This window comes from Pandoraea sp., assembly GCF_041919235.1.
Classification (GTDB): Bacteria; Pseudomonadota; Gammaproteobacteria; order Burkholderiales; family Burkholderiaceae; genus Pandoraea.
On the sequence record NZ_JAYRUC010000013.1, the window covers coordinates 119,029 to 140,459 of the forward strand.

The following is a 21,431-nucleotide window of genomic DNA, read 5'->3' on the forward strand; positions in this document are numbered from 1 at the left end:
TATGACGCGCGCTTTCAATTTTTCCGCCGGTCCGGCGGCGCTGCCTGCCGAGGTGCTCGCGCAGGCAGCCGAGGAAATGCTCGACTGGCACGGGGCCGGCATGGGCGTGATGGAGATGAGCCATCGCGGTCGTGAGTTCATGAGTATTCTGGCGCAGGCGCAGGCCGATCTGCGGGAATTGCTCGCCGTGCCGGACAACTACCGAATTCTGTTCATGCAGGGGGGGGCGCTCGCCGAGAATGCGCTCATTCCGATGAACCTGCTGGGCGGGGAGGGTGCGGGGGCGCGTCGTACGGCAGATTATGTCGTCACCGGTTCGTGGTCGGTGAAGTCGCAAAAGGAAGCGCGCAAGTATTGCGACGTCAACATCGCCGCGACCACCGAAGCCGACAAGTTCACCCGACTGCCGAAGATGGACGAGTGGACGTTGTCGAGGGCCCCGGCCTACGTGCATATCTGCACGAACGAGACCATTCACGGCGTGGAATACTTCTGGACGCCCGACCTGGCGGCGGCTGGCCTGCCGAACGTGCCGCTCGTGGCCGACGTGTCGTCGCACATCCTTTCGCGCCCGATGGATGTATCGAAATTCGGTGTCATGTACGGTGGCGCGCAAAAGAACATCGGTCCCTCGGGACTGACGCTCGTCATCGTGCGCGACGATTTGCTCGGGCGCGCGCTGCCGATCACGCCCAGCGCATTCGACTGGAAAATCGTGGCCGAAAACGATTCGATGTACAACACGCCGCCCACGTATGCGATCTATATCGCCGGGCTCGTGTTCCAGTGGCTCAAGCGCCAGGGCGGGTTGGCCGCCATGGAGGCACAGAACAAGGCGAAGGCCGAACTGCTGTACGGGTATCTGGACGCGAGTGCGTTCTACACGACGTCGGTCGCCAAGGATTGCCGCTCGCGCATGAACGTACCGTTTTTCCTGCACGACGATGCATTGAACGAACCTTTCCTGGCGGGCGCTCGTGAGCGCGGCCTGCTGCAACTCAAGGGCCACAAGTCCGTGGGAGGCATGCGCGCTTCGATTTACAACGCCATGCCGCTGGCCGGCGTTGAAGCGCTGGTCGACTACCTGCGCGAATTCGAGCACAGCCACGGCTGACGAGGGCGAACGGCCGGCGCGTCAGGAGTCTTCCTGGGTCCTTCGGGACATCGCGCCGCGAGCTGCCTGACCATGTCCCATCGTAAGAAGACAATACGCTCCATGGATGACGATCTGAACGCATCGCTGCGCCCCTTGCGCGAGAAAATCGATGCCATCGACGCGCAGCTTCTGAAGCTGCTCAATCAACGTGCGGCCATCGCCCTGGAAGTGGGCGAGGTCAAGAAACGTTTCGGTGCACCGGTGTTTCGGCCTGAGCGCGAGTTGCAGGTGATTTCGCGTCTGCAACAAGCCAACGACGGTCCGTTGTACGGTGACAATCTGGCGTCGATCTGGCGCGAGATCATGTCTGCGAGCCGCGCGCTGGAGAAGGTGATGACCGTCGCCTATCTGGGACCGGCAGGAACCTACAGCGAGCAGGCGGCATTCGCTTATTTCGGCCAGAGCGTGAAGGGCTTGCCATGCCCTTCGCTCGACGAGGTGTTTCGCGCCGTCGAGGCCGGTAGCGCCGACTTCGGTGTCGTGCCAGTGGAGAATTCGACCGAAGGCGTAGTGTCGCGTACGCTGGATCTGCTGCTGCAAAGTCCGCTGACGATCGGCGGCGAAGTCGCCTTGCCGATCCACCACAATCTGATGTCGCGCTCGGGCACGCTCGACGGCGTGACGCGCATCTGTTCGCATGCGCAGTCGCTCGCGCAATGCCAGCACTGGCTCACCGCGCACTTTCCGCGACTGGAGCGTCAGGCGGTGTCCAGCAATGCCGAAGCGGCGCGCATGGCGGCGGCCGATCCGACCATTGCGGCCATTGCCGGTGAGTCGGCCGCAACCCAGTACGGATTGCTGGTCGCGTACTCGCATGTGCAGGACGATCCGCACAACCGCACGCGTTTCGTGGTCGTCGGCACGCAGGACCCGGCGCCGAGCGGGCACGATCAAACCTCGCTGATTCTTTCGGTGCCGAATCGCGCCGGTGCGGTGGTGGCGTTGCTCGAGCCGCTCGCGAACAACGGCGTGTCGATGACGCGTTTCGAGTCCCGTCCGGCCAAGAGCGGTGCGTGGGAGTACTACTTCTATGTCGACTTTGAAGGCCATCGCGACGATCCGAATGTCGCCAAGGCGCTCGATGCGCTGCGTCAGAACGCAGCCTATTGCAAGGTGCTCGGGTCATACCCGCGCGCGGCATGACGGGCGACCGGCGATAGACACACCATGAGTCTGAACAAACTCGTCATTTGCGGCGTCGGTCTGATTGGCGGCTCGCTCGCGCGTGCGCTCAAGGCGGCAGGAGAAGTGAAGGAAGTCGTCGGCGTTGGGCGCAGCGAGGCGTCGCTCGCGCGGGCGTGCGAGCTTGGCGTGATCGATCGCGCGGCCGTGTCGATGGGTGACGCCGTGGCGCATGCCGATGTCGTCGTGCTCGCCGCACCCGTCGCGCAGACACCTGCGCTGCTCGCGGCGATTCGTCCGCATCTTGCTGGCGATACGATTGTGACCGATGCTGGGAGTACCAAGTCCGACGCCGTGGCCGCCGCCAAGGCGGCGCTGGGCGACGAGCGCTGGCGCTTCGTGCCCGGTCATCCGATTGCGGGCGCGGAGTTGTCCGGTGTCGATGCCGCGAAAGCCGATCTCTATCGCGACCGGCGCGTCGTGCTTTGTCCGCAACCGGACAATCGCCATGGCGACGTCGCGCGGGTGCGCGCCATGTGGGAGGCGACGGGCGCGCGGGTGTCGGAAATGTCGGAGACGCAGCACGATCGCGTGTTCGCGTCGGTCAGTCATCTGCCGCACGTGCTGTCATATGCCCTTATTGCACAGATTCTCGATGCTCCCGACGCCGCGTCGAAATTCGATTTCGCGGGCGGTGGTTTCCGCGATTTCACCCGTATCGCGGCATCGAATCCGGAAATGTGGCGCGATATCTGTGTGGCCAATCGCGAAGCGTTGCTTGCCGAGCTCGATGGCTACCTCGCTACACTCGGTACGCTGCGTCAATTGATCGATGCCGGTGACGGTGCAGGTCTCGAGGCCGTGTTCGCGCGAACCAGCCTGGCGCGCGCGAACTGGGCCAAGCAACAGGAAAAGTAATGGAAACGCTCGATCTCGGCCCGTACGGCCACGCCGAAGGCACGCTGCGCCTGCCTGGCTCGAAAAGTATCTCGAACCGCGTACTGCTGCTCGCGGCGCTGTCGCACGGCACCACGCGCGTGCGCGATCTGCTGGCGTCGGACGACACACAGGTCATGCTCGACGCATTGGCCGCACTTGGCGTCAAATGCACGCAGGTCGCTGATTCGCGAGACTTCCTCGTGGACGGTTGTGGCGGCGAATTTCCCGTCAAGGCGGCCAGACTGTTCATGGGCAACGCCGGTACGGCCATTCGTCCACTGACGGCGGCGCTGGCGTTGAGCCACGGCGACTATGAGGTCTCGGGTGTGGCGCGCATGCATGAGCGTCCGATCGGCGATCTGGTCGACGGCCTGCGTCAGCTCGGTGCGCAGATCGACTACCTCGGCAATGCCGGCTATCCGCCGCTGCATATCCAGCCGGCCGATGTGGCCGCACCGTCAGCGCCCATTCGCGTGCGTGGCGACGTGTCGAGCCAGTTTCTCACGGCACTGCTGCTCACGCTGCCCCTGCTGCCTTCGTCGACGGGGGAGATCGTCGTCGAAGTCGAGGGCGACCTGATTTCCAAACCATACATCGACATTACGCTGCGACTGCTGCGGCGCTTCGGCATCGACGTCAAGCAGGACGGCTGGTCGCGCTTCACGCTGCCGGCGGCCGACGCCGCTGGCGCAAAGTATCGGAGTCCGGGCGAGATTCGGGTCGAAGGCGACGCGTCGTCGGCATCCTACTTTCTCGCCGCCGGGGCCATCGGCGGCGGTCCGCTGCGCGTGGAAGGCGTCGGTCGCGACAGCATTCAGGGTGACGTGCGTTTTGTCGACGCACTTGCCGCGATGGGCGCGCGCGTTACGCTGTTCGACGACGCCATCGAGGTGCATGGCGTCGACACGCCGAGCGGCAAGCTGCGTGCGCTCGACATGGACTTCAATCACATTCCTGACGCGGCAATGACCATTGCTGTGGCCGCGCTCTTCGCCGACGGCACGACCACGCTGCGCAATATTGCAAGCTGGCGCGTCAAGGAGACCGACCGTCTGAGCGCCATGGCGACCGAACTGCGCAAGGTCGGTGCGACGGTCGAAGAGGGGGCGGATTATCTGCGCGTGACACCACCCGCCACCCTGACGCCGGGCGCCGCCATCGACACCTACGACGATCACCGCATGGCGATGTGCTTCTCGCTCGTGAGCCTTGGCGGTGTGCCGGTGACGATCAACGATCCGAAGTGCGTCGCCAAGACTTTTCCGACGTATTTCGCCGAGTTTGCGCGGGTCGCGTCGTAGTTCGCATCGCGAGTCCGGCGCTCGCGCGCCTTTGCTGGCGGGTCAGGACTGGCCTGCCGGTGCATCGCTCCCAGAATAATCCGCAGCCCGGCCGGGCACCCTTTGCGTCGCCCTGACGTCGCGCCCCGTCCCTGGCACGCTCAGGATCGCCCCTCATCCGTTGATCTTCAGCGCGCCGACGCATTCGGCGCGAGCACGCCGGACGTCACTTTTTCCAGCCACCGACCGGCGCCTTTGTGCGGATTTTCGCGCAGCCTGTGCGTCGCGCCTTGCAAGAACCCCGCTGGATCAAGCCGCTTGCCGCGTTGGTATGGTTGGCATGCGACTTGCTTAATGTTCTCCAAATAATCGATTAACGATCACCAGGAGACATGCCATGACCTTGACCCCTTCCCGCTCGTCCTGACGCGCCGGGCCCAACCGGCCCGGCCTCCGGCTGTCGTTCCCCGTTCGCTTCCCACGTAGCAGAACCCTGACCACGCGCGTCACTATGGCGCTCGCCATACGGCGTGGACAGGTCTTGATGTCATAACGATCCAGAGGAGATTTCGATGCACGCTCGACTTACCCGCAAAACCGCCACCTCGTTGAAGCTGGCTGCCGCCGCAGTTGCCTGCGCATTCGCCAGCCTCGGTGCGCAAGCCGCGACCGCGCCTGCCCCCGCGCAGATCAGTATCGGCACGCTCTATGCGAGCACCGGCCCGTTCGCCGTGGCTTCGCAGGGGCAATACGAAGGGCTGAAGTTCTGGGCCGACACCGTCAACAAGCAGGGCGGCGTGATGGTCAAGGCGTATGGCAAGAAGATTCCGGTGAAGATCGTCGCGTACGACGACCAAAGCTCCACGTCGACGGCCACCACGCTCTATAACCAACTGATCACGCAGGACAAGGTCGACATCCTCGTGTCCGACTTCGGGTCGGTGCTGACCTCGGTCGCGGTGCCGCTCGCGGCCGAACACCACATGCTGTTGATCGATCCGACCGGCTCGGGCGCCAATTTCTTCACGCAGAAAACCGATTACCTCGCCGATGTGAGCATTCCGTCGTCGACGGTGTGGCCGGTGCCGCTTGCGAACTTCCTGCTGCAGCAGAAGATCAAGCGCGTGGCGATTGTCTACGGTGCGAACGATTTCGATGCATCGCAAGCCGAAACCATGAAATCGGAGCTGGCCAAGGGCGGCGTGACGCCGGTGTTCTACCACAGCGTGCCGACGACGGAATCGAACTATAACGTGCTGCTGCACACGGCGAAGGCGGCCAATCCGCAGGCGCTGCTCGAGTTCGGTTACGCGCCGAACGACATCGCGTTTCTGCGCGCGCTGTCGCAAAGCGGCCTGCATTTCGACATGACGTTCACGATCTTCCCGGGGCAACTGCTGCAACTGCTCACGAAGAATGCGGGCGTCGATGCACTCGCGTACACGTACACCTACCCCACGCCGCCGCTCGTCAAGTACGACAAGGTCACTTACGGGATGAATACCGCGCAGTTCCAGCAAGCGTTCCAGAGCGCGCAACACAAGGATCCGACCTTCCTCGATTCGGCCGGCTACAACACCGGCATCGTCATGGAGAAGATGCTTGGCGACGCGCCCAAGTTTGCGCAAACCGACTTCCATCAGGCACTGATGGACATGTCCGGCAAGACGACGACGCTGCTCGGACCGTTCCAGATCAATGCGAACGGCGCGCAGCTCGGCCAGCCGTTCCCGGTCGCGCAGATGGTGCCGGACGGCAACAAGGGCCTGAAGTTCGTGGTCGTGTATCCGCAGTCGCACGCGACCGGCAAGCCGGTGTATCCGGCGCCGACGCACTGATCGCCAGTCGCATCCTCTGATCAGGAACCCGCCGGCGCCGCGAAACGGCGCCGGCGACGATATCCTCGCTTGCGAAGGGACGAACGTGGAACTTCTCGCTTATGCCGTCTTGGGCGGCATTCTGTACGGTATCTTCTTCACGCTGGTCGGCCTGGGGCTCAACCTCGTGTTCGGCGTGATGCGGATCATCAATCTCGCACATGGGCAGTTCATCGTGCTTGGCAGCTATGCCGCATGGTTGGTCTCGCAACATTTCGGCCTGAATCCCTTGTGGGCCATTCCGCTTTCAGTGGCCGGCGCAACGATCATTGGCTGGCCGATGTATCGGGCCGTCGTGCCGCGCCTGCAACGCAGCGACGACCCCGAAATGCTGTCGTTCATTCTGTTCTTCGGCATCGGCCAGATGCTTGAGGCGTTGACGGAGCTGATGTTCGGCGCCGACCAGCGCTCGCTGCCCGACGACGCGCTCGGCAGCGGCAATCTGGGCGTGTTCGGCCAGCAGTTTCCCGATAGCTGGTGGTGGGCGGCGGGCATCAGCGTTGCTGCGCTGGTCGTGCTGTGGCTGTATTTCTCGCGTACGCGGTTCGGTTATGCAACCCGCGCGGTGATGGCCAATCGTGACGAGGCGGTCGCCACCGGTATCGACGTGCGCCGTGTGTCGACGATCGCGTTCGTCGCAGGCCTCGCGCTCGCAGGCATCGCAGGCGTGTTCGTGCCGTATCTGCTCGGCTCGGTGTCGCCCGATCTTGGCGGCAACCTCACTACGACCGCATTCGCGATCGTGGTCATCGGCTCGCTCGGCAATCCGCTCGGCACGATCGCCGGCGGGCTCGTCTTCGGCCTCGGCACGATGCTGATGCAAACCTACTATTCGTCGTGGTCGAACGTAGTGCCGTATGCGCTGCTGATGATCATCGTGCTGATTCGTCCCTCGGGCTTGCTCGGAAAGGCGGTGCGTCTTGCTTGATTCCACTCTGACCCAAACCGGACCGGCCGCGTCGCGACGCTTTCGCGCACCGGTCATCATGCTCGCGGTGGTCGCCGCGATCTTCCTCGTCGCCCCTCGACTGTACGGCAATCAGTCGCTGCTGTTCACGATCATGACGTTCATCGTGCTGACGCAGGGGCTCAACCTGCTGTACGGCTTCACGGGCTACCTGCCGTTCGGCTATGTGGGCTTTTTCGGCAGCGGTGCCTATGCGACGTCGCTGCTCGTGCTTCACACGCATCTGCCCATACTCGCATGCGTTGCGGGCGGCGGTGTCGCGGCTGCACTGCTCGGGCTCGTGCTCGGCCCGCTGCTGCGGCTCTCGGGGGCCTACTTCTCGATCGCGAACCTCGCCGCATCGCAGATCATCTACTTCGTCGTGTCGAATCCGAACCTGGCCGACATCACGGGCGGCCCATACGGGCTCAAGATCGAGCAGGTCTACAGTCCCGACGCGAGCTACGCTTGCATGCTCGGCGTGCTACTCATCGCGTGCGCGCTTGCGGCGTATTTCCGGATGTCCGGCTTTGGCATGGCGCTGCGTGCGGTCAAGCAGGATCCGGTGAGCGCGGCGATGGCGGGTGTCAACGTCGTGCAGGCGCGTCTGGTCGCGTGGCTGGTTTCGGCGCTGATTGCCGGGCTCGCGGGCGGTGCGTACGCGTGGGGCATCTCGGTTTTCTATCCGGACGCAGTGTTTACGCTGCAGTTTTCGGTGTTCGCGATTGTGTTCGCCCTGTTCGGCGGTGTCGGCACGGTCATCGGGCCGATCGTCGGCGCGGCGCTGCTCTATATCCTGTACGCGGCGATCGGCATCTCGACACCGCAGTACTTCCAGTTCATCTATGGCGGTCTTATCGTGCTGCTCGTGCTGTTTCTGCCGGGTGGCCTCCTGTCGCTGCTGCAACGTCGGGGTATCCATGTCTTCTGAATTGTTGCGACTGGCTGGCGTCCACAAACGCTTCGGCGCGCAGGTCGTGCTCAACGACGTGAACTTCAGTGTCGTGCCCGGCGAAATCGTCGGCCTCGTCGGCCCGAACGGATCGGGCAAGACGACGACCATCAACGTGATCTCGGGACTGCTGCAAGCGGACGAGGGTGCCGTCGATTTCCTCGGCCACACGATCAACCGCTTGCCGATGCATAAACGCGTGCACCTTGGCATCAACCGCACGTTCCAGGTGCCGAAGGTGTTCCGCGACATGACCGTGCGCGAGAACGTCGAAGTCGCGGCACGCAGCGTGCGACTGGACCCGCGCGAGATCGGGCCGATTCTCGAGGACATCGGCCTTGCCGGCGTGGCGTCGCGTATCGCGGGCTCGCTGACCGTGAATCAACAGAAGCTGCTCGACCTCGGACGCGCGCTTGCCACGCGGCCGAAGCTGCTGCTCGTCGACGAGATTGGCGCGGGGCTCAATCCCGCCGAATTGAACGTGATCGCCGAATTGCTGCAGCGACTCTCGTCACGCGGTATCGCGATGATCGTGGTCGAGCATTTGCTCGATTTTCTCAACCGAATCACCGAACGCGTGATCGTGCTCGGAGCCGGACGCATGTTGTTCGAGGGACCGCTCGCGACGGCCTCGCGCGACCCCGAGGTGATCGCTGCATTCATTGGAGCGGCATGATGACGGCATCCCTTGTAATCGAAGGCGTGGAAGCCGGCTATGGCGCCATGCAGGTGCTCTGGGGCGTCGATATGCGGGTCGAGCCCGGGCAAACCGTGCTGCTGCTCGGCGCGAACAGCGCGGGCAAGACGACGTTGCTGCGCACGCTGATCGGACTGTTGCCATGCACGGGGGGGCGTATCACGCTCGACGGCGAGCGCATCGACGCGCTGCGGCCCGACCAGCGGATCCGGCGTGGCATCGCGTTCATGTCGGAGCTTGGCGTATTTCCGACGCTCACGATCGACGAGAACATCGCGCTCGGCGGCTATTTCATGTCCGACGCGAAAATTCGGCAGCGCAAGGAAGTGTTGTTCGAGCTTTTCCCCGCGCTGGCATCGAAGCGGCGCGCCGCTGCGGCGAGTCTGTCGGGGGGGCAACGCAAGATGCTCGGCATCGCGAAGGTGCTGATTGCCGAACCGCGCCTGCTGCTGATGGACGAGCCGTCCTCCGGCCTCGCGCCTGTGTTCGTCAAGCATGTGATCGACGCGCTTCGCACCGCCATTGGCGACGGAACTTCGTTGCTGATCGCCGAGCAGAACATCGCGTTTCTCGATCTGGCCGATCGCGGCTATCTCCTTGATCACGGCAAGGTGCGCGTGTCCGGTTCGCGTGAGGAGCTCGAAGCGAGCGACGCCGTGCGCGAGACCTACTTCGGGCTGTAACGTTCGTCCGGCCGACGATGTCCGGGATACCGATGCGTCGGCATCCCGGACAGCCGTTTCGGGACCGCATCGGCCATCGGGCATTTCAGACTGAAGTGTCGTCGCTTTCGTTCTTCGCCGGTCCGGGGCAAGCGACGTACCGTCATGCCAATACATTGCGTGGAAATATCGTTGTGAAAATCGTCGATTCGATCAAGTTCAAGATTGCGCTGGCGTTCGCGCTGTGTGTCGGCCTGATGATTGCGATCGGTGCGGCCGGCCTGTCCGGACTCGGGCGGCTCGATCAGGAGATGCATGTGTCCTACACGCGGGACACCGCGCCGATCGTCGATCTCGCGGATGCGCGTGCTGCGCAGTTCGACATCCGTTTGCAGATGAGCCAAATCGAAATACTTGGCGATGCCGAGCGCACACCGGCATTACTCGCTCGTATCGACGCATCGCGTACGCTCCTGAAGCAGGCGCTGGACCGCTACGCGCACGTCGACCTTTCGGATAACCCGAAGGCGCAAGCCATGAGGGCGAAGATCCAGAGCGTTCTGCCGCGCTTCGAGACGATTACGGATCAGGTTCTGGCGTCGTTGCGCAACGGCGATCTGGACGGCGGTCGCGCTGCCCAGGAGACGTTGGCGCCCGTGGCCGCCGCGCTCTCCGACGACCTCAGGCAACTGGGAACACTCAGCAGCCGCGCGGCCGCGCGCAGCGCCGGCGATAGCCGGGACACCTACGACCGGCGCTTCCAGATGCTGATGGGACTGCTGGTGGTGGGTGCCGTGCTCGGCATCGGCGTGTCCGTCTATCTGGGGCGGGCGATTTCAAGGCCGCTCGATCAGGCCGCCACCGTCGCAGGCGACATCGCGGGTGGACGGCTCGACAACCGCGTCGACGCGGCGTCCCGGGACGAGTTCGGTCGATTGCTCGAATCGCTGAAGAAAATGGACCGGCAGTTGGCCGACACGGTTCGCGGCATCAAGGCGTCGACGGAGTCGGTCACGGTGGCGGCAGGGCAGATCGCGCAGGGTAACCGGGATCTGTCGTTGCGCACCGAGCAGCAGGCGGCCTCGCTAGAGGAGACGGTGGCGAACATGACCGAGCTGACCGACACGGTAAAGCAGAACGCCGACAATGCACGGATGGCGAACGAGGTCGCAATGGATGCGACCGGAATGGCACAGACGGGTCACCAATCCGTGGTGGAAATGATCGATACCATCGGCCAGATCAGCAACAGCGCCGGGAAGATTTCGGAGATCACCGGCATGATCGAGGGCATCGCGTTCCAGACCAATATCCTCGCGCTCAATGCTGCGGTCGAGGCCGCGCGTGCCGGCGAGCACGGACGCGGTTTTGCGGTGGTTGCGTCGGAGGTGCGCAGCCTTGCCCAGCGCGCTGCGACCGCAGCGCGTGAGATCAAGGCACTGATCGACGCGTCGTCGGCGCTCGTTGCCGACGGGGCGAAACGCGCGCAGGACGTGGGCGCGACGATGGCCAACATCACGCAGGCGATCGAACAGACGGCGGGCATCGTCGGCCAGATCGCGGTCGCGTCGGGTGAGCAGCGCAGGGGGATCGAACAGGTCAATCAGGCTGTCATGCAGATGGACGACGCCACGCAGCAAAATGCCGCGCTGGTCGAGCAGGCCGCTGCTGCCGCGCTTTCGCTCGAGGCGCAGGCCCATCGCCTGACGCAAGCCGTGGCGGTGTTCAGGTTTGCCAGTGCGGACGGCGCGTCGCGGGCGGACACCGAGCGAGGGAAGAGGGAGAGAGGGAACAGGGAGCGAGGGAGCGAGGGAGCGAGGTGGCAAGGCAGGCACGTCAGGCACGGCAGGCACGGATACGGGGGGTGAGCGCATGAGGTGACGAGGGAGATGATGGGGATGGGGACGTATCCATTCGCGGTACGCGCGCGTTTCGCGGGGGCCGTTCGTCAGGGCGATGGCTGCAGCGAGCCACCCCGTTAGAATGAGGGCTTCGGAGGAGACGGTGCGATGAGGCGGTGGGCAATGGACGTTCGGGAACCCGCAGGCCGCGGGCGTGCGGGAGGCCGGTCGTGAAATACGTGTGGGCAACGTCGCGTCGCACGCGCCTGATGCTCGCGCTGGCGTTTGCGTTCGCGTTGCTGATGGTGGCGGGGGCATGGGTGGCCTATCGCTACGCGGAGCAGGTGGAGATTCGCACGCTGCGCGACACCGCTGCACACCGGCTCGACGGCTACGAGAACGCGCTGACGAGCGAGGTTCGCCACTACAGCTATCTGCCGTCGCTCGCGAGCCTGAACACCGACGTGCTTTCAATGCTGCGCCATCCGACCGATCAAGCCGTGGTTGCGCGGGTAAACGCCTATCTGGAGACCGTCAACGCCGACGCGGGCTCCAGCGCGTTCTACGTGATGGACCGGCACGGCAACACGCTCGCGTCGAGCAACTGGAACCTGCCGAAGACGTTCGTCGGATCGAACTTCTCGTTTCGCCCGTACTTTATCGGTGCAATGCGTGATGGCTATGGCCGTTTCTACGGACTGGGCACCGTGAGCAACGAGGCGGGCTATTTTCTTGCCGAGCGGATCTATGACAACGCGCACCACGTGCTCGGCGTCGTGACGCTCAAGGTCAATCTCGATCGGATCGAAGCCGTCTGGCGGCAGGGCGCCGAGCCCGTGTTCGCCATCGATTCGCACGGCGTGATCATGCTGTCGTCGGTGCCGGGGCTCAAGTACCGGACGCTGCGCCCGCTGACGGCAGCCGCACGTGCCGAGATCGTGCGCACCCACCAATACGACGCGCCCGGCGCACTCGCGCCAGCCGGCTTCACGATCTTGCGCACGCTCGCGCCGAACGTGTGGATCGAATCGGTGGCGCGCGGCAATCCGCTCGCCGCCAGCCTGCCGACGCCGCACCCGTTCCCAACCGAGTTTCTGGTCGTCACCCGTCCCGTGTCGGGCACCGACTGGCACATTGTCGTGCTGTCCAATCTCGCACCCGCGAAAGCCGTGGCGCGCTCGGTGGCGCGCTCGGCAGCGCTCGGACTCGCATTCGTCGCCGTGCTGGCATTGACCGTTTGGCAGCGGCGGCGCATCGTCGCACAACGGCTCGCGCTACGCGAGGCGCTGCAGCAGTTGAACGAGGAGCTCGAACGAAAGGTCGCGCGCCGCACCGCAGCGCTGAGCCGCGCGAACAGCAACCTGGAGCACGAGGTCGCGATGCACAGAGAAACCGAAGCGCAGCTCAAGGCGGCGTTCGAGGAACTGGTGCAGGCGGGCAAGATGGCCGCGCTCGGCCAGATGGCGGCGGGCGTCACGCACGAGCTCAATCAGCCGCTTGCAGCGTTGCGCACGCTGTCGGACAACGCGCTGACGTTCCTCGAAAGGGGGCGGGCGAGTCACGCCGAGGCCAATCTGCGCATGATCGGCGAGTTGATCGAGCGCATGGGCCGGATCACGTCGCAACTCAAGCGCTTCGCACGCAAGGCGCCGACGCAACTTCAGCCGGTCGTCGCCGCCGAGGCGATCAACAACGCGTTGTTTCTGGTCGGACAGCGGCTGCGCAAGGATAAGGTCGAGCTCACGTTCGATCCGCAACAGGCGGGCGCACGTGTGCTTGCCGATGCGAACCGGCTCGAACAGGTGCTGGTGAATCTGTTTGCCAATGCGCTCGACGCAATGGCCGGCGCCACCGTGCGGCGCCTCGATGTGATGGTCGACACCGATGGCGACATGACCGTGATCCGTGTGCGCGATACCGGCACGGGGCTGTCCGAAGCGGTACGCGCTCGGCTCTTCGAGCCGTTCTTCACGACGAAGGAACAGGGCACAGGACTGGGTTTGGGCCTGGCAATCTCCGACGGCATCGTGCGCGAGTTCAGTGGCGCGCTAAAGGCGGCCGACCGGTCGGGGGGCGGCGCCGAATTCAGCATTTATCTACGGACCTACAGGGAGGGCAACCCGTGATCCCAGAAAGCTTGCGCGTGCTGCTCGTGGAGGACGACGCCGCCGTGAGGCTGGGCACCGTCCAGGCACTGCAGCTCGCCGACATCGAGGTTGAGGCGTTCGGGTGTGCCGAGGACGCGCTCGAACGCCTCGATGGCGATTTTCCCGGCATCGTCGTGAGCGACGTGCGTCTGCCGGGCATGACCGGACTCGAATTGCTCGAGCGCGTGAAGGCTGTGAGTTCGTCGATGCCGGTGATTCTCGTGACCGGGCATGGCGATATCGCGATGGCGGTGCACGCCATGCGCCTCGGAGCATACGACTTCGTTGAGAAGCCGTTCGCGTCGGAGCGGATCGTCGAACTCGTGCGGCGCGCGCTCGAACAGCGGCGCCTTACGCTCGAGCTGACGGCCGTGCGCAGACAGCTCGAGAGCCGCGAGCGCATCGATGCGCGGATCCTCGGGCATTCGCGCCCCGTCGAGCGGTTGCGCAAGCTGATTCTGGAACTTGCCAATACCGATGCCAACGTGCTGGTCTTCGGCGAGACAGGCACCGGCAAGGAACTCGTCGCGCGCTGCCTGCACGACTTCGGCCCGCGCCGCGACAAGCCTTTTGCCGCGCTCAACTGCGCGGGCCTCCCCGAAGCGCTCTTCGAGAGCGAAGTGTTCGGTCACGAGGCCGGGTCGTTCACGGGCGCGTTGAAACGGCGCATCGGCAAGCTCGAATACGCGCAGTCCGGCACGCTCTTTCTCGACGAGATCGAGACGATGCAGATGGCGCTTCAGGTCAAGTTCCTGCGCGTGCTTCAGGAGCGCCGGTTCGAGCGGATCGGCTCGAACGAACTGCTGCCGATGAATTGCCGGATCATCGCGGCAACGAAGGCGGACCTGCTCGACCTCTCGCGCCAACAGCGATTTCGCGACGATCTTTACTATCGGCTCGGCGTGATCGTCCTCGAAATCCCATCGCTGCGGGAGCGTCGCGAAGACATTCCCATGCTGTTCGAGCACTTTGTGCTTCAGGCGGCGGCTTCGTACGGGCGTCCCGTACCGGAGATCGGCGCCGAGCGCCTGAACCGGCTGATGGCGCGCCCATGGCCCGGTAACGTGCGCGAGCTGTGCAATGTCGCCGAGCGCTATACGCTCGGACTGGGCACCGGAGATCCGGACGACGGACCGCAAGGCACACCGCGCACGCTTGAGGAGCAGATGAACCTGTTTGAGCGACGCTTCATCGAGGAGGCGTTGCGCGCGTCGTCAGGACGCGCGTCGCTCGCCTGCGAAAAGCTCGGCGTGCCCCGCAAGACCTTGTACGACAAGATGCGGCGCCTGGGAATCGCATCCGACGATTTCAAGTGACTGCGCGTGTTGCCGCGTGGCCCTGCCGACGGCGCGCCCTCGTTCGCTAGCGAAGCGCGACGGCTATACTGGTGACGTGAGCGTTACGCGGGATCGCGCCCGCGCGTCAGGCCGATGCGCGACCCGCCATTGCAGCACCCCCCCATCAAGTTCGAGAACGGGACGACGCGCAGCAGCGTATTCGCACAGCGCTCCCCCGTGAGCGCTGCCGCCCGGTTGCCCGGATCGCCATGACCGATGGCGGCGTCGACGCCGACGCGGGGCGCCCGCGAGCGCCATCAGCGCTGCTAGCCGCGCGGCGTGCCGACGTGTATGACGGGCGGCGGCCCCCATTCGCACCGGCTAAGGGATAATCGCGGCTTTGCTTGGCAGTCGCATGTTCCTTTGGCGCCGGTGGCGCTTGCGTGCAAATGAAAATCACTATCATTTGTGTGGGGGAATTCATTTTTTGGCGTGTTGAATACACAGAGACGAAGGGATGCCTGATTTGACGATGGTGGACGACTCGATTCCGGTCATTACGGTGGATGGCCCGACGGCCTCCGGTAAGGGGACGGTGGCACACCGTGTGGCCGATGCGCTGGGCTATCACTACCTCGACAGTGGCGCGCTCTATCGGCTTACGGCGCTGGCAAGTGCGCGCCATGGGATCGATCCCGACGACGTCGGGGCGCTGGCGGTGCTCGCCGAGACGCTCGACGTGCGTTTCAAGGATGAGCGCGTCTGGCTGGCGGGCGAGGATGTCACCGATGCTATTCGGGCGGAGGCGATCGGCAACCGGGCGTCCAGCATTGCGGTGCACAAAGGGGTGCGGGAAGCGCTCAAGGCGCTGCAGCGGGGCTTCAAGACCGCACCGGGCCTCGTTGCGGACGGTCGCGACATGGGCACGGTGATCTTTCCCGAAGCCGAACTGAAGGTGTTTTTGACCGCCACGCCACAGGCGCGTGCCGAGAGGCGATATAAGCAATTGATAGAAAAAGGATTTTCTGCTAATATAGACAGTCTCATGCTGGACCTTGAGGCACGCGACGCGCGGGATCGTACCCGTGCCGAAGCGCCGCTAAGGCCGGCAGAGGGTGCGCGGGTGCTCGATACGTCGGGGCTCAACGTCGATCAGGCGGTGGCTCAGGTGCTCGAGTGGTTCGCGCAGGTGCAGTATCCGCAAGGCGCCTGACCGGGTGTTTCATGCAGTCATCCGGCATGGCTTTGTTAACCATTAACCCAACCGTTGTGCGTTATCGTCAGACCCCCTCCGGGAGACGGACGTCAGCGGCGTAATCCACATTTATGTCCGACCTGCAAACCTCGACCAACGAATCATTCGCGGCGCTTTTCGAAGAGTCGCTCTCCCGCCAAGACATGCGTGCTGGTGAAGTCATCAGCGCAGAAGTCGTTCGGGTTGACCACAACTTCGTGGTCGTCAACGCCGGCCTCAAGTCCGAAGCGTACATCCCCATCGAAGAATTCCTGAATGATCAGGGCGAGGTCGAAGTTCAGGCCGGCGATTTTGTTTCCGTGGCGATCGACGCCCTGGAAAACGGCTACGGCGACACCGTGCTGTCGCGCGACAAGGCCAAGCGTCTGGCCTCGTGGCTGCAATTGGAAAAGGCCCTCGAATCGGGCGAGCTCGTGACCGGCACGATCACCGGCAAGGTCAAGGGCGGTTTGACCGTGATGGTCAACGGTATCCGCGCATTCCTGCCGGGTTCGCTGGTTGACACGCGTCCGGTCAAGGACACGACCCCGTACGAAGGCAAGACCCTCGAATTCCGAGTCATCAAGCTCGACCGCAAGCGCAACAACGTTGTGCTCTCGCGCCGTGCCGTGATCGAAGCCACCCAGGGTGAAGAGCGCGCGAAGCTGCTCGAGACGCTCAAGGAAGGCGCGATCGTCAAGGGCGTGGTCAAGAACATCACCGACTACGGTGCATTCGTCGACCTGGGCGGTATCGATGGCCTGCTGCATATCACCGACATCGCATGGCGTCGCGTGCGTCACCCGAGCGAAGTCCTCTCGGTTGGCCAGGAAGTCACCGCCAAGATCCTCAAGTTCGATCAAGAGAAGGGCCGTGTCTCGCTGGGCGTCAAGCAACTCGGCGAAGATCCGTGGGAAGGCATCGCTCGCCGTTACCCGCAAGGTACCCGCCTGTTCGGCAAGGTCACCAACATCACCGACTACGGCGCGTTCGTGGAAGTGGAATCGGGCATCGAAGGCCTGGTTCACGTCTCGGAAATGGACTGGACCAACAAGAACGTGGCCCCGACCAAGGTCGTCCAACTCGGCGACGAAGTCGAAGTCATGGTGCTCGAGATCGACGAAGACCGTCGTCGTATCAGCCTCGGCATGAAGCAGTGCAAGCCGAACCCGTGGGATGATTTCGCGCGCAACTTCAAGAAGGGCGACAAGATCAAGGGCGCGATCAAGTCGATCACCGACTTCGGCGTGTTCATCGGTCTGCCGGGCGGCATCGATGGCCTGGTTCACCTGTCGGACCTGTCGTGGAGCGAAACCGGCGAAGACGCCGTGCGCAAGTACAAGAAGGGCGACGAAGTCGAAGCCGTGGTTCTGGGCATCGACGTCGAGAAGGAACGCATCTCGCTGGGTATCAAGCAGCTCGAAGGCGATCCGTTCAACACCTTCGTGGCGATTCACGACAAGGGCTCGATCGTTGACGGCACCATCAAGGCTGTCGATCCGAAGGGTGCCGTCGTGTCGCTGGGCGATGACGTCGAAGGTTACCTGCGCGCTTCGGAAATCTCGCACGACCGTGTGGAAGATGCCCGCAACGTGCTCAAGGAAGGTGAGGCCGTCAATGCAATGATCGTCAACATCGATCGCAAGTCGCGCAACATCAACCTGTCGATCAAGGCGAAGGATTCCGCTGAACAGCAAGAGGCGATCAGCAAGATGTCGTCGGATAGCTCGGCAGCGAGCGGCACCACGAATCTGGGTGCGCTGCTCAAGGCCAAGCTGGACAGTCAGAATCAGTAAGGTCCAAGGCCTATGACCAAGTCTGAATTGGTCAACCAGTTGGCGGCGCGGTTTCCCCAGTTGGTGCTCAAGGATGCCGATTTCGCGGTGAAGACGATTCTCGACGCGATGGCTGACGCGCTTGCGCGCGGCCATCGAATCGAGATCCGCGGATTTGGTAGCTTTGGGCTCAACCGTCGGCCTCCGCGCGTCGGCCGCAATCCGAAGTCGGGCGAAAAAGTGATGGTGCCGGAGAAGTTTGTGCCGCACTTCAAGCCTGGCAAGGAGCTGCGAGAGCGGGTTGATCACAAGGCGTCGGACCAATAAGGCCCTTTGGGATCTACTACGCAAAAAAAGCGCCTTCGGGCGCTTTTTTTGTCTCTGGCGAGCAAGCGTGCACCCCCTTTGTCGCAACGATGATGCGCACGGCAGTAATGACGCCTCTTGGAGTACATCCGGTACAATACGCGCACATGCGGGACCGGTGCGCTTGCGGTGTTGACGCCGTTTGCCTGCACTGCGCCCGCGCGTCGCAAAACATACGGCAATCCTGCCGCAGGAGCCTTTCGGCATGAAGCTGATTGTCTGGATCGTTCGTCTCATCGTGTTTCTGGTGTTGCTGTGTCTCGCGCTCGCCAACACCGGCGAAGTCACGTTGAACCTCTTCCTCGGGCACACGTGGACGGCGCCGCTCATCATGATCGGCCTGGCGTTTTTTGTGGTCGGGGGTGTCATCGGCGTGCTCGCCACGTTGCCAAGCCTGATGCGGCAGCGCCTGGAGCTGCGCCGGACGCGGCGCGATTTGGCCCGTGCACAGCGAGATCCCGAGGCGAGCGATCAGCCGCCCATGCTGCCGCCAGTCTAAGGCGATGGCGGCGCAACCGACGACGCCCGCCCTCTTCATCAACCGTTTCACTGATTGTTTCGACGACAACACGCATTCATGGAATTCGAGGTCTGGTGGCTATTGGCCATCCCCGTGATTTTCGGCTGCGGCTGGGTGGCCGCTCGTCTGGATCTGCGCAGCCTGCTCTCGGAGAGCCGCAATCTGCCGGCATCCTATTTCCGCGGCCTGAATTTCCTGCTCAACGAGCAGCCGGACAAAGCGATCGACGCCTTTATCGAAGTCGCCAAGCTCGACCCCGAGACCACCGAACTGCACTTCGCGCTGGGTAGCCTGTTTCGCCGTCGCGGCGAGACCGAACGCGCCATTCGCGTGCATCAGAACCTGCTCTCGCGCGACGATCTGCCGAAAGTCGATCAGGAGCATGCTCTGTATGAACTCGGCCACGACTTCCTCAAGGCGGGTCTGCTCGATCGCGCCGAGGAGGCGTTTGGCCGTTTGCACACGGGGGCGTACGCCAAGGCCGCGCAGCATGCGAAGCTCACGATCTATCAAATCGAGAAAGAATGGCGCAAGGCACTCACCGAGGCCGAGACGCTGAGCGAGCTCGACCCTGCGGTGTCGTATCGCAAGGAGATCGCGCAGTTTCACTGTGAGCTGGCCCAGGAAGCGCTGCAGCGCAAGGACGACGAGGCCGTGGCGCGAGAGCTGGACGCCGCGCTCGACGTCAATCCCGCAAACGTGCGTGCGCCGCTGCTGCGCGGCGACATGCTGCTCGCAGCGGGCGATGCCGAAGCCGCGCTGCACGTACTCAGCACCATCGAACAGCAGAATCCGGTGTACCTCGGCCTCGCGGCGAAGCGTCTGATGCGCGCCTACGAGGCATTGGGCCGGGCCCCGGAAGGGCTCGCCGTGTTGAGCGATGGGCTGCGCAAGAATCCGTCGGACGATCTTCTGGAGATCGTCTACGAGAAGACGGTGGCCCTCGAGGGCCCGGCTGCTGCGCTCAAGCTCATGCGAGAGCAGATGCACCGCGCGCCAAGCGCGCTCGGCATGACGCGCCTGCTCGAAGCGCACGCCGTTGCGGCCCCCGGCGACATTCAGTCGGATCTGCAACTGATGGGCAAGCTCATCACGCAGCGCACCAAATCGTTGCCCCGCTATGTCTGCGACCAGTGCGGCTTCCGCGCGCGATTGTTCTATTGGCAGTGCCCCGGCTGTAACGGCTGGGAGACCTATACGCCGCGACGCGCCGACGTGCCGGCGAGTTCCTAATTCCCTTAAGTTCGCGCAATCATGAAAGTCACCATCATCGGGTCCGGTTACGTTGGCCTTGTTACAGGCGCCTGTCTGGCGGATGTCGGCAACGACGTGTTCTGCCTCGACGTCGATCCGCGCAAGATCGACATTCTGAACAACGGCGGCGTGCCGATTCACGAACCCGGTCTGCAGGAAGTGATCGCGCGCAACCGCGCCGCCGGTCGTCTGCAATTTTCGACGGACGTCGAGGCCTCGGTCGCCCACGGTGACGTTCAGTTCATCGCAGTGGGCACCCCCCCGGATGAAGACGGCTCCGCCGACCTGCAATACGTGGTGGCGGCAGCACGCAATATTGGACGCTACGCCAAGACCTTCAAGGTGATCGTCGACAAATCGACCGTGCCTGTGGGCACGGCCGACAAGGTGCGTGCTGCGGTGGCCGACGAACTCGCCAAGCGTGGCGAGGACGTGACATTCTCCGTTGTGTCGAATCCCGAATTCCTGAAGGAAGGCGCGGCGGTGGACGACTTCATGCGTCCGGACCGGATCGTGATCGGCGTGGACAGCGACGCCGACGGCGAACGGGCACGCGCCATGATGAAGGGGCTGTATTCGCCGTTCAACCGCAACCACGAGCGCACCTTGTATATGGACGTGCGCTCGGCCGAATTCACCAAGTACGCGGCCAACGCCATGCTGGCCACGCGCATCTCGTTCATGAACGAGATGGCCAATCTGGCCGATCGCGTGGGCGTGGATATCGAGGACGTGCGCCGAGGCATAGGCTCGGACCCGCGTATCGGCTACCACTTCCTGTATGCCGGCTGCGGCTACGGCGGTTCATGCTTCCCGAAGGACGTGCAGGCGCTCGTGCGCACCGCGGAAGATTATGGCCTGCCGTTGAAGATTCTCAATGCCGTGGAGGCCGTCAATGAAACGCAGAAGGCGGTGCTGATCGACAAGATCGTGCGTCGCCTGGGCGAGGACCTGTCGGACAAGACGTTCGCGCTGTGGGGCCTCGCGTTCAAACCGAATACCGACGACATGCGCGAAGCGCCGAGCCGCCGTGTCATTGCGGAGCTGGTGCGTCGTGGCGCGCGTGTGCGCGCTTACGATCCGGTGGCGCTTGAAGAAGCGCGTCGCGTGATTGCCCTCGATTTCGCAGACGACGCCGCGGCGCAGGCTCGCATCGAGTTCTGCGCAACGCAGACCGACACGCTGACCGGTGCCGACGCGCTCGTGATCGTCACGGAATGGAAGGCGTTCCGCAGCCCGGACTTCGCGAAGGTGAAGTCGGCGTTGTCGCTGCCGCTGATCTTCGACGGTCGCAATCTGTACGATCCGGAGGCCATGCGGGCGCTGGGCGTCGAGTACCACGGCATTGGCCGTGGGCTTCACGAATCGCTTTGAAAGATGGGGCGC

At 63.7% G+C, this 21,431-nt stretch carries 18 protein-coding genes; all 18 read left to right on the forward strand.

Going from position 1 to position 21,431, the window contains the following annotated elements; genetic code table 11:
* Window position 1 precedes the first annotated feature (1 nt).
* The 18 genes from serC (at window position 2) to ACE3UG_RS12635 (ending at window position 21,419) form a co-directional block, all read left to right on the forward strand.
* Window positions 2-1,114, forward strand: a complete 1,113-nt coding sequence (gene serC / locus ACE3UG_RS12550) for a 3-phosphoserine/phosphohydroxythreonine transaminase (protein ID WP_374624343.1) — start codon at window positions 2-4, stop codon at window positions 1,112-1,114.
* A 102-nt stretch (window positions 1,115-1,216) separates the two neighbouring features.
* Window positions 1,217-2,299, forward strand: coding sequence for a prephenate dehydratase (pheA, locus tag ACE3UG_RS12555; protein WP_374624345.1), 1,083 nt, complete (start codon window positions 1,217-1,219; stop codon window positions 2,297-2,299).
* Between the two features lie 24 nt (window positions 2,300-2,323).
* The gene (locus ACE3UG_RS12560) at window positions 2,324-3,196 is read left to right on the forward strand and encodes a prephenate dehydrogenase (protein ID WP_374624347.1); all 873 of its coding nucleotides are present in this window, start codon (window positions 2,324-2,326) and stop codon (window positions 3,194-3,196) included.
* Window positions 3,196-4,518 carry a 3-phosphoshikimate 1-carboxyvinyltransferase gene (aroA, locus tag ACE3UG_RS12565; RefSeq protein ID WP_374624349.1) on the forward strand — a complete coding sequence of 441 codons (1,323 nt, stop codon included), beginning with the start codon at window positions 3,196-3,198 and terminating at the stop codon, window positions 4,516-4,518. The genes ACE3UG_RS12560 and aroA overlap by 1 nt, the downstream gene beginning before the upstream one ends.
* A 551-nt stretch (window positions 4,519-5,069) precedes the next feature.
* Window positions 5,070-6,335 carry an ABC transporter substrate-binding protein gene (locus ACE3UG_RS12570; RefSeq protein ID WP_374624351.1) on the forward strand — a complete coding sequence of 422 codons (1,266 nt, stop codon included), beginning with the start codon at window positions 5,070-5,072 and terminating at the stop codon, window positions 6,333-6,335.
* Window positions 6,336-6,420: 85 nt separating this feature from the next.
* On the forward strand, window positions 6,421-7,302 hold the full coding sequence (locus ACE3UG_RS12575) for a branched-chain amino acid ABC transporter permease (protein WP_374624353.1): 882 nt from the start codon (window positions 6,421-6,423) through the stop codon (window positions 7,300-7,302).
* Entirely contained in the window at window positions 7,295-8,251 is a 957-nt protein-coding gene (locus tag ACE3UG_RS12580; RefSeq protein WP_374624355.1) for a branched-chain amino acid ABC transporter permease, read from the forward strand. The genes ACE3UG_RS12575 and ACE3UG_RS12580 overlap by 8 nt, the downstream gene beginning before the upstream one ends.
* Window positions 8,241-8,948 carry an ABC transporter ATP-binding protein gene (locus ACE3UG_RS12585; protein ID WP_374624357.1) on the forward strand — a complete coding sequence of 236 codons (708 nt, stop codon included), beginning with the start codon at window positions 8,241-8,243 and terminating at the stop codon, window positions 8,946-8,948. The genes ACE3UG_RS12580 and ACE3UG_RS12585 overlap by 11 nt, the downstream gene beginning before the upstream one ends.
* Complete coding sequence (locus ACE3UG_RS12590; RefSeq protein WP_374624359.1) at window positions 8,945-9,652, forward strand: ABC transporter ATP-binding protein; 708 nt, start codon at window positions 8,945-8,947, stop codon at window positions 9,650-9,652. Before ACE3UG_RS12585 ends, ACE3UG_RS12590 begins: the two co-directional genes overlap by 4 nt.
* 173 nt (window positions 9,653-9,825) lie before the next feature.
* Window positions 9,826-11,499, forward strand: coding sequence for a methyl-accepting chemotaxis protein (locus tag ACE3UG_RS12595; RefSeq protein ID WP_374624361.1), 1,674 nt, complete (start codon window positions 9,826-9,828; stop codon window positions 11,497-11,499).
* A gap of 203 nt (window positions 11,500-11,702) precedes the next feature.
* Window positions 11,703-13,598, forward strand: coding sequence for an ATP-binding protein (locus tag ACE3UG_RS12600; protein ID WP_374624363.1), 1,896 nt, complete (start codon window positions 11,703-11,705; stop codon window positions 13,596-13,598).
* Complete coding sequence (locus tag ACE3UG_RS12605) at window positions 13,598-14,935, forward strand: sigma-54-dependent transcriptional regulator (protein ID WP_374624407.1); 1,338 nt, start codon at window positions 13,598-13,600, stop codon at window positions 14,933-14,935. Before ACE3UG_RS12600 ends, ACE3UG_RS12605 begins: the two co-directional genes overlap by 1 nt.
* Window positions 14,936-15,413: 478 nt before the next feature.
* Window positions 15,414-16,109, forward strand: a complete 696-nt coding sequence (gene cmk / locus ACE3UG_RS12610) for a (d)CMP kinase (RefSeq protein ID WP_374624365.1) — start codon at window positions 15,414-15,416, stop codon at window positions 16,107-16,109.
* Between the two features lie 113 nt (window positions 16,110-16,222).
* Complete coding sequence (gene rpsA / locus ACE3UG_RS12615) at window positions 16,223-17,926, forward strand: 30S ribosomal protein S1 (RefSeq protein ID WP_374624367.1); 1,704 nt, start codon at window positions 16,223-16,225, stop codon at window positions 17,924-17,926.
* Between the two features lie 12 nt (window positions 17,927-17,938).
* Window positions 17,939-18,232: an integration host factor subunit beta gene (locus ACE3UG_RS12620; protein WP_017232087.1), complete on the forward strand. Its 294-nt coding sequence runs from the start codon at window positions 17,939-17,941 to the stop codon at window positions 18,230-18,232.
* A gap of 244 nt (window positions 18,233-18,476) precedes the next feature.
* A complete protein-coding gene (locus ACE3UG_RS12625; RefSeq protein WP_374624371.1) occupies window positions 18,477-18,770 on the forward strand; it encodes a lipopolysaccharide assembly LapA domain-containing protein in 294 nt (97 codons plus the stop codon).
* A gap of 78 nt (window positions 18,771-18,848) precedes the next feature.
* Window positions 18,849-20,024: a lipopolysaccharide assembly protein LapB gene (gene lapB, locus ACE3UG_RS12630; RefSeq protein ID WP_374624373.1), complete on the forward strand. Its 1,176-nt coding sequence runs from the start codon at window positions 18,849-18,851 to the stop codon at window positions 20,022-20,024.
* A 21-nt stretch (window positions 20,025-20,045) separates the two neighbouring features.
* Window positions 20,046-21,419, forward strand: a complete 1,374-nt coding sequence (locus ACE3UG_RS12635) for a UDP-glucose/GDP-mannose dehydrogenase family protein (RefSeq protein WP_374624375.1) — start codon at window positions 20,046-20,048, stop codon at window positions 21,417-21,419.
* Window positions 21,420-21,431: the final 12 nt, after the last annotated feature.